The following is an 8,126-nucleotide window of genomic DNA, read 5'->3' as shown; positions in this document are numbered from 1 at the left end:
GATGAAGGACGTGCTCAGCCGGGTCATCGTGAACTGGGAGTTCTTCGTGGGCTTCCTCCTGGTGCTGATCATGCTGGCGGGGGAGAAGGGCATCTGGGGCACGCTGGAGCCGCTGTTGCGCCGCCCCCTGCCCCTCAGGCGGCCGCTCCCGGCCGCGGGGGACCGCGGGTAGGTCGTGGCATGGACCGGCAGCTGCTGATCTCAGGGATCATCTTCGGGCTAAGCATGGGCAGCATCTACTTCCTGCTGGCCATCGGCCTCTCCCTGTGCTTCGGCCTGATGCGCATTATCAGCCTGGACCAGCTCCTCTACTACTCCGTGGGGGCCTACCTCACCTATACAGTGCAGGTGGCCACAGGCAACATCTGGATGGCGGTTCTGGTGGGAGCGCTGGTTGCGGGGGCGGTAAGCCTGGCGGTGGAGCGGTTCGTCTTCTTCCGCATCTACGCCCGGGATATCACCTTCACCATGATTACCTCCTTCGGCGTACTCGTCGGCGGGGTGGGGACCATCAAGTACATCTGGGGGCTGATCCCCCGGCCGGCGGAAATCCCCGTCCAGGCGCAGGTCAGCATCCTGGGGACGCCTGTTCCCGTCTATCGGTTGATTGTGGTGGGCCTGGCCGTGCTGGTCTACCTGGGGATTACCCTCTTCCTGAACCGCACCATCACCGGCAAGGCCATCCGCGCGGGCATTGAGGACGTGGACCACGTGGAAGGCCTGGGGATCAACGTCTACCGCCTCTTTACCATCACCTTCGTCCTGGCCGGGATGCTCTCGGGCCTGGCGGGAGGGCTGCACGCCCCGCTCATCATGGTGGACCCCCAGATGGGCCTCAACGTGCTGGCCTTCGTCTTCATGGTGGTGATCATCGGCGGGCTGGGCAGCATCAAGGGGACGCTGGTCTCCGCCTTTCTGGTGGGACAGGTGACTTCTCTGGGCTCGCTGGTTTACGCGCCCCTGGCCCAGATGGCCCCCTTCGCCATCATGCTGGGCATTCTCCTGGTCAGGCCCACCGGATTGTACGGCAGCAAGCTGCTGAAGCGCTGACTCTTGAGCGAGCATCACTGGGTTTGCGAAAGGATCCGACCCGGTCTGGCCGCTGGAACCGCCGGGCAAGCTGGGAGGCGCCAGCCACAGGTCGGAGCCGGCCGCGACCAACTCCTACCGGCCGGAACCTTCTCTCCGACAGATCCTACCCGACGGGTAGCAGGAAGAGCCAGCCCGCCCAAGAACAAAAAATAGCTACCTAGGCTTTACATAAGGAACACGGCGGTTTCGCGTCAAGATTGCGGCACCTTCTTGTCGATTCTGGGTAAGACTGCTTGCCTGGTGTCGCTATGGCGGGGACGGCTGAGGACATTATCGCCAGGGTGGCTTTTCAGCTCGCCAACCGCAGCGGGCCGCTCACCCACGAGCAGGAGGTGGAGTTTGGCCGGGCTCTGGCTGAACTTGCGGAGCGGATCGAACGGGCCGCTGAGATCCTCCGCCAGCTGGTGGAGCTGGGAAATCCCCAGTTCCCCACCACCGACCTCCATCTGACCTCCAGAGAGCTAGAAATGCTCACACATCTCGCCGAAGGGCGCTCTAACGCCGAGATTGCCAAGCTGTGCTGGATTTCCGAGAACACCGTGAAGTTTCATCTGAAGAACCTCTTCCGCAAGCTGGGGGTCAGAGATCGCGGGCAGGCCATGATGATCGGGCGGGCGATGCGTTCGAGGCTAGACCCCTCCCGAAATCACCCTAGCGACCACCCGTAGGGATCCTTCCCCCAACCTGCACTTCGGGTAGGCTACCCGAAGTCTACCTGCCCGAGTAGTGGCATCCCGTCTGAGCCGGGGCTAGCGTGAGTGTTGACCGCCGCATCGGGACGACGGCGGTCGATGCTGTCCGAAACCCTGTTAGAAAGGAGGTCGGTCATGTCAGCCCTGCCGTACGCACGAGCTTGGTTGGCCTGGAAGCTTCACCGGGATGAAGCTGGCCAGGACGCAGTCGAGTATGTCGCGATGCTCGGAGCTGTCGCTCTGTTCCTTGTCGTCGCCGCGTTCGCCCTGCAACCCGCCCTCACCGGTGCTGTCACGGCGATCGTCAACTGGATGGGCCAAGCCATCAACCCACCAGCGATTCCGTAGCGGGATGGAATGTCCGTTGCGTGACAGGTGATGGACACTCTGCGCGGGCCACCGGACGGTTGTCAGGTGGCCCGCGCGCATGCTGTACGGGCCAATGAAGAAGTGCGATGACCACCGAGGTCAGGTCGCGGTCGAGCTGGTCCTGCTTACACCGCTACTGCTCCTATTGCTCTTCTTGATTTTCGAGTTTGGACGTGTTTTTGGCTCGTGGCTGATCGTGACAAACGCCGCACGGGAGGGAGCCAGATTTGGCATCGTGCAGGACTTTGATGTTTCCGCTGATCCCGCCATCCGGCAGCGCGTGCAGCAAACCGCCCAGTTTCTCAGCGTGGATGCCGTGCCGTGCGCGGCACCGTACAACTCATGCATCCAGATTACTCGAAGTACCGACGGGCTGGAGCGTCTGGTCACCGTCACGGTGCGGTACAAGGTCTACACCCTCATGCCTATCACCGGGGACATTCCGTTCATTGGCCGGATGAGCTACCCGGGATACCTGGAGGTCACCGGCCAGTCGACGATGAGGTGGGAGTAGGAGGGAATATGCCATGAGACGCAGGTGGATCCTACCGGTTGTGGCCATTGCCATGGCGTCGCTTACAACGCTGGCAGTGATCAACTACCTGCGAAGCCTGCAACGTGAGGCTGCCGTCGTAGCCCCGGCCAAGACTGAGGCGGTCGTCTTTGCCAAGGCCAGCATCGCCGAGCGGAAAACTGTCACCGCAGACGCCCTGGAACTGCGGGAGCTTCCTGCAGCAGCTATCCACCCGCAGGCTGCACGCAGGATCGAGGACGTCGTGAACCGAGTGGCGGTGGCGCCGATCTTTGCGGATGAGCAGGTGCTGCTCAACAAGCTGGCGCCTGCCGGGGTGAACGTAGGGCTGGCCTACGTGCTCCCCAAGAACAAACGGGCCATGACCATCGCTGTGAACGAGGTAGTCGGCGTGGCTGGATTCGTCTTCCCAGGCGACCGTGTCGACGTGGTCGGCACCGTCAATGAGGGAGACCTGAAGTTCACTAAGATCATCCTGCAGGACATCGAAGTCGTGGCGATCGCTCAAAAGGTCGAGCAGAAGCCCGGGGAGGAACCACGCGTCAGCACTTCCGCCACCCTGGCCCTCTCCCCCGAACAGGTGGAGACCCTGGCACAGATCGACAACAGCGGGAAGGTCCGGCTGGCCTTGAGGCCTTATGGGGTAACGGAGCAGGTACGGACAAGCGGAAAAACCATCGAGAGCGCTCTCGGCCGCGTAGTGAAGCCTGCCCCCGGACCAGCTCCTCAGGCTGCCGTAGCTCGCACCGCTCCCCGGCCCCGTCTCGCCTTCGGGACAACCGCGCTCCGTCGCTCCTCCGGGCCGTCTGCGCCGACAACCACTGCACCCGCCCAGGCTGCCGCTCCGAAAGTCCCTGCACCTACGATTTTCAACGTCGAGGTCTGGAGAGCGACCACCAAGTCCGTTGTGAGTTTCACGGAGGCACGTTTGTGAGTTTCACGGAGGCACGTTCATGAAGCTCGCAGTGCGTCCAGAACCTGAGCGAGGGGCCATTGCCGTTCTGACGGTAGGTCTCTTTCTGGTCCTGCTGCTCTTCCTGAGCATGGCCGTAGACCTGGGAATTGTCTTCCGCTACAGGCGCGCCATGCAAAACGCCTGCGACTCCGGCGCCCTGGCAGGGGCATTGAATCTCCGGCGGGATCCAGCTACGGCGGCGCCCACTGCGGAGCGGTACGCGGCCAGCGACATGATCAGGAACCACATCAGCTGGGACGTGCTCCAGGCTACAACCCTGGACGACAACAACCAGCCCACGCTGATTGATCCGCGACGGGTCAGAGTGGAGATTCGCGAAGCCGTCCCCACGTACTTCTTCCGCCTCCTCCGCCCCAGCATCGAGGTCGCCGTCCGCTGCACCGCCCGGCTGACCCCTATCATTCTGACGAAGGGGCTCGTCCCCATAGGTCTGAACTGGGAGGCGTACGCAACCCAACTCGAATGCAATGAGTATCTGTGGATGGAGCTGGACGATCCCCGCCGGCCGGAGCAGTGCCGGAGGTTTCCGCTTACCTTTGATATCAGCGATAACCCCAACGATCCCAGCGACGACAGCCCATGGGGCTCCGGGAATACGGGTCTCCTCAGCATGGGCTGCTTTGACTGTCCCAGCGGAGGCGGGGCGCAGTGGCTTGACTACTTCATCAACGGCTCCCCCACCGAGTACTGCTACGACATGGGACGGACCGACGATGTCACACGGGGAACATATCCAGACAGTGCCCCTGCGCTGTGCGCCAACGTGAAGACCGAGACCGGGGTAAAGATCGGGCCGATTACTCGGGGCGTCGATACTCGCTGCGAGAGTCCCAACTTGCTGGACCGTATCATCATGGTGCCCTTGCTGAATCCCGCGTACCAAGTTAGCGGGCAGGGCACCTACACCACCGAGATCTGGGGATTCGCTGCATTCCAACTCGACTGTTCCACCGGAAAGTTCACCGGAGCCAACCCGACGATCGAGGGCGGGTTTGTATCCATTGTGTCGATGCAGGCGTACGGCCGGGAGACCGAGTTCGACACAGGCGTCTACACTGTGAAACTGATCGAGTAGGACCCCCACGTGCCTCAGTTCCTGCGGATTATCGTTGCCACCTCCGACGATGCCAGCAGAAACCTCATCTCGCGGGTGGTGGCCCAACAGCAGGGCGCGCGCATCGTGGCCGAGGCGGACGACGATGCGGCACTCCTCGAAGCCGTGGCCTACCGCCGACCTCAGCTCATTTTTCTCTCCACCGATCTCGCCGACATGCGCGGGTTCGATGTAGCAGACAGGCTTTCCCGACAGTATCCCGGAGTGTTTCTGGTTCTGATCACGCCGCGCAAGACCGTGGAAGAGATCCGCCGAGCGATGAAGGCCGGGGCCCGGGAGTGTCTCTTTGAACCCATTACCGAGGAGGCTGTGCTTCGGCTCATTGATGAAGCAAGGTCCGCCGCACAGTCAGCCGCCGACCGCAGGGGCACCATCGTCGCCGTGATGTCCAGCAAAGGGGGAGTCGGCAAGAGCACCATCACCGTGAACCTGGCTATTGCCTTAAAGCAACTTCGTGTCGGTCGCGTGGCCGTCGTGGACGGGGACCTCTACTTCGGAGACCTGGCGACGCTGTTGAACATCAAGCCCGAGCACACGATTCACGACCTCAACAAGGCCCTGGACGTGGAGATCGCCGATCGATTCCTGCACCGGCATGCCAGCGGCATCGAGGTGCTGGCCGCTCCGCTGCGGACCGAACAGGCAGAGGAGATCCCTCCCGAACGGTTCCGCACGGTTCTCGGCGTGCTGCAAACATTGTACGACTATGTTGTGGTCGACGCCACGGTGTCCGCCTTCGACACGATGCTGGCCACTCTGGATGTTGCCGACCTAGCCATCGTGCTCACAACCCTGGACGTCATCTGCCTCAAGGACGTGAGTCAGGTTATCGAGATGCTGGCTAAGCTCCGGTTTCCCGCACACAACATCGCCCTTGTAGGAAATCGCTTCGACGAGCGGTTCTCCGTCAACCCCAGAGACGCCGAGCGGACGCTGGGGCTGCGATTCGCCGGACTGGTTCCCCGCGACGACCGCGTCATCGCTTCGGCCAACCGGGGTGTACCGATGATCCTGGAAGCGCCTGGCGCCCCCTTCACACGAAGGGTCCTTGGCCTGGCACGGACGGTCGTGGGACACATGGGGAGGTTGCAGGGTGTCACTGCGTAGACGACTCGAGGAGGTCCTGGATACCGCCCGATCGTGGGTCGAACCCCACCAGACGCTGAAGAACACCGTCCACCGCCTCCTGATCGAGGAGCTCGGACGGAGAGGGGCTCCTGCCACAGCCCGCGAGGAGATCGAGAAGGAAGTCGCGCGCATTCTCGACCGCGAAAACGCGCTTCTCTCGCGCGATGACCGCTCCCGCCTCATTACCGATATCGTCAACGAAACCCTCGGTTATGGGCCGATCGACCCTCTGATCCGCGACCCGGCGATTACCGAAGTCATGGTGAACGGCCCGAATCAGGTCTACGTCGAGCAGGAGGGCAGGATCTACCCCACCGGCGTGAGGTTCCGGGACGACCAGCACGTCATGCGCATCATCGAGAAGATCGTCGCTGAAGTGGGAAGGCGCGTCGACGAGAGCCAGCCCTACGTGGATGCTCGGCTCCCGGACGGGTCGCGGGTGAACGCCATCATCCCTCCGCTGGCGCTCAACGGACCCTGCCTCACCATCCGCAAGTTCTCCCGGGATCCATACACCGATGCAGACCTGATCCGTTTTGGCACCATGACGCCCGAAATGCGTGACTTCCTCCGCGCTTCCGTGCAGGCCAAGCTGAATACCCTTATCACCGGAGGCACAGGGGCAGGAAAGACCACGCTGCTCAACGTCCTGAGCATGTTCATCCCGGAGAGCGAACGCATCATCACCATCGAGGACGCGGCCGAACTCCAGCTCAAGCAGGCGCACTGGGTCCGGCTGGAGACCCGACCGCCGAATATTGAAGGAAGGGGGCAGGTCACCCAGCGGGACCTGGTGCGAAACGCTCTGCGCATGCGACCCGACCGCATCATCGTGGGTGAGGTGCGAGGCGCAGAGGCCCTGGACATGCTGCAGGCCATGAACACAGGGCACGAGGGGAGCCTCACTACCGCTCACGCCAACTCTCCGCGCGACGGACTCGCCCGGGTGGAGACGATGGTCTTGATGGCGGGCATGGAACTTCCCTCCCGGGCGATCAGGGAGCAAATGGCCTCGGCCTTCCACCTGCTCATTCACATGGCCAGGCTCAGCGACGGCACACGCAAGATCGTCAAGATCGCAGAGATCACTGGCATGGAAGGCGATGTGATCACCATGCAGGACATCGTGCTCTACCGCCAGACAGGAGTCACCCCGGACGGCCAGGTGGTGGGCGCGCACGCCTTTACCGGGATCCGGCCGCGCTTCTACGACCGTTTCAAGACCATGGGGATTGACCTTCCCCTGGAGATCTTCCTGGGCTGAGGGACGGGGATGTGGCCCATTGCACTGCTGGTGTTTGTGGGGTGTTTCTCCGTTATCTACCTGGTGCTGCGCTGGTTGGCTGAGCCTCGTCTGGCCATGGCGGAGCGGCTGGCCCGCTATGCCTCCCGGGCCGGACAGAATCCAACCGCTGGGTATGGGGCAGGGGAGTCTGCAGCCGGCCGCCTCAACGACCGCCTGAAAATCTCCCGCTCCCTGGACGACCTGCTCGACCAGGCCGACCTCCCTTTGAAGTCGGGGGAGTTCGTGCTGATCGCAGGCCTGTGCGCGCTTGGTCTGAGCCTGCTGGGCAAGCTGGCGGTCCGGGGGAGAGGGACGGCGTTGCTCGCCGCCCTGCTACTGGGCATCATTGGCGTGCTGACACCTCTGCTCTGGGCCAGGCTGAGAAAACTCCGCAGGCGCGCTGCGTTCAATCGCCAGCTTCCCGACGCGCTGCAGACCATCGCCAACTCATTGCGGGCCGGACACGGGTTCACCCAGGGGATGGCGGCGGTGGCCAACGACCTTCCGGCGCCCATCTCCGCGGAGTTCGCCAGGGCCTTGCGGGAGATGAATCTGGGCTCGACCGTGGAGGATGTCCTGATGCGCATGGCGTACCGCATGCAGAGCCTGGATTTTGATCTCGCGGTCTCCGGCATCCTGATCAACCGACAGATCGGAGGGAACCTGGCTGAGCTGCTGGATCACATCACCGCGACCATCCGAGAGCGCGTCTTCCTGAAGAACTTCATCAGGGTGCGAACTGCCCAGCAGCGCCTCTCCGCCATCATCATCGCTATCACGCCCGCGGTGCTGTTGGCCATCTTTCTCATCGGCGTGCCAGAATACATGTCCTACCTCCTCTTCACCGACGCCGGGCGATCCATGCTGGCTGTGTCGCTCTTTATGCAGCTGCTGGGAGCGTACTTCCTGCGGCGGATCGTGGCCATCGACGTGTAGGA

At 62.7% G+C, this 8,126-nt stretch carries 9 protein-coding genes; all 9 read left to right on the top strand.

Features of this window, described 5'->3' with window-relative positions; translation table 11 throughout:
* Nucleotides 1-180 precede the first annotated feature (180 nt).
* The 9 genes from QN152_00520 to QN152_00480 all read left to right on the top strand — a co-directional run bounded on the left by QN152_00520 (nucleotide 181) and on the right by QN152_00480 (nucleotide 8,124).
* Nucleotides 181-1,050, top strand: a complete 870-nt coding sequence (locus QN152_00520; protein ID MDR7538001.1) for a branched-chain amino acid ABC transporter permease — start codon at nucleotides 181-183, stop codon at nucleotides 1,048-1,050.
* Between the two features lie 323 nt (nucleotides 1,051-1,373).
* On the top strand, nucleotides 1,374-1,760 hold the full coding sequence (locus QN152_00515) for a LuxR C-terminal-related transcriptional regulator (protein ID MDR7538000.1): 387 nt from the start codon (nucleotides 1,374-1,376) through the stop codon (nucleotides 1,758-1,760).
* A 159-nt stretch (nucleotides 1,761-1,919) separates the two neighbouring features.
* Nucleotides 1,920-2,132, top strand: coding sequence for a hypothetical protein (locus QN152_00510; GenBank protein MDR7537999.1), 213 nt, complete (start codon nucleotides 1,920-1,922; stop codon nucleotides 2,130-2,132).
* 79 nt (nucleotides 2,133-2,211) lie between these two features.
* Nucleotides 2,212-2,667 carry a pilus assembly protein gene (locus tag QN152_00505; protein ID MDR7537998.1) on the top strand — a complete coding sequence of 152 codons (456 nt, stop codon included), beginning with the start codon at nucleotides 2,212-2,214 and terminating at the stop codon, nucleotides 2,665-2,667.
* Nucleotides 2,668-2,680: 13 nt separating this feature from the next.
* Nucleotides 2,681-3,619 (top strand): Flp pilus assembly protein CpaB, encoded by a 939-nt coding sequence (gene cpaB, locus QN152_00500; GenBank protein MDR7537997.1) that lies wholly within the window; start codon nucleotides 2,681-2,683, stop codon nucleotides 3,617-3,619.
* 19 nt (nucleotides 3,620-3,638) lie between these two features.
* The gene (locus QN152_00495; GenBank protein ID MDR7537996.1) at nucleotides 3,639-4,736 is read left to right on the top strand and encodes a Tad domain-containing protein; all 1,098 of its coding nucleotides are present in this window, start codon (nucleotides 3,639-3,641) and stop codon (nucleotides 4,734-4,736) included.
* Nucleotides 4,737-4,745: 9 nt separating this feature from the next.
* Nucleotides 4,746-5,882, top strand: coding sequence for a P-loop NTPase (locus tag QN152_00490; GenBank protein MDR7537995.1), 1,137 nt, complete (start codon nucleotides 4,746-4,748; stop codon nucleotides 5,880-5,882).
* The gene (locus tag QN152_00485) at nucleotides 5,869-7,167 is read left to right on the top strand and encodes a CpaF family protein (GenBank protein ID MDR7537994.1); all 1,299 of its coding nucleotides are present in this window, start codon (nucleotides 5,869-5,871) and stop codon (nucleotides 7,165-7,167) included. The genes QN152_00490 and QN152_00485 overlap by 14 nt, the downstream gene beginning before the upstream one ends.
* A gap of 9 nt (nucleotides 7,168-7,176) precedes the next feature.
* Nucleotides 7,177-8,124 (top strand): type II secretion system F family protein, encoded by a 948-nt coding sequence (locus QN152_00480; protein MDR7537993.1) that lies wholly within the window; start codon nucleotides 7,177-7,179, stop codon nucleotides 8,122-8,124.
* Nucleotides 8,125-8,126 lie beyond the last annotated feature (2 nt).

It is taken from the genome of Armatimonadota bacterium (genome assembly GCA_031459715.1).
GTDB classification, from domain to species: Bacteria; Sysuimicrobiota; Sysuimicrobiia; order Sysuimicrobiales; family Humicultoraceae; genus Humicultor; species Humicultor tengchongensis.
Note: the sequence above shows the minus strand (reverse complement) of the source record. Positions and strands in the feature narration are given on the sequence as shown.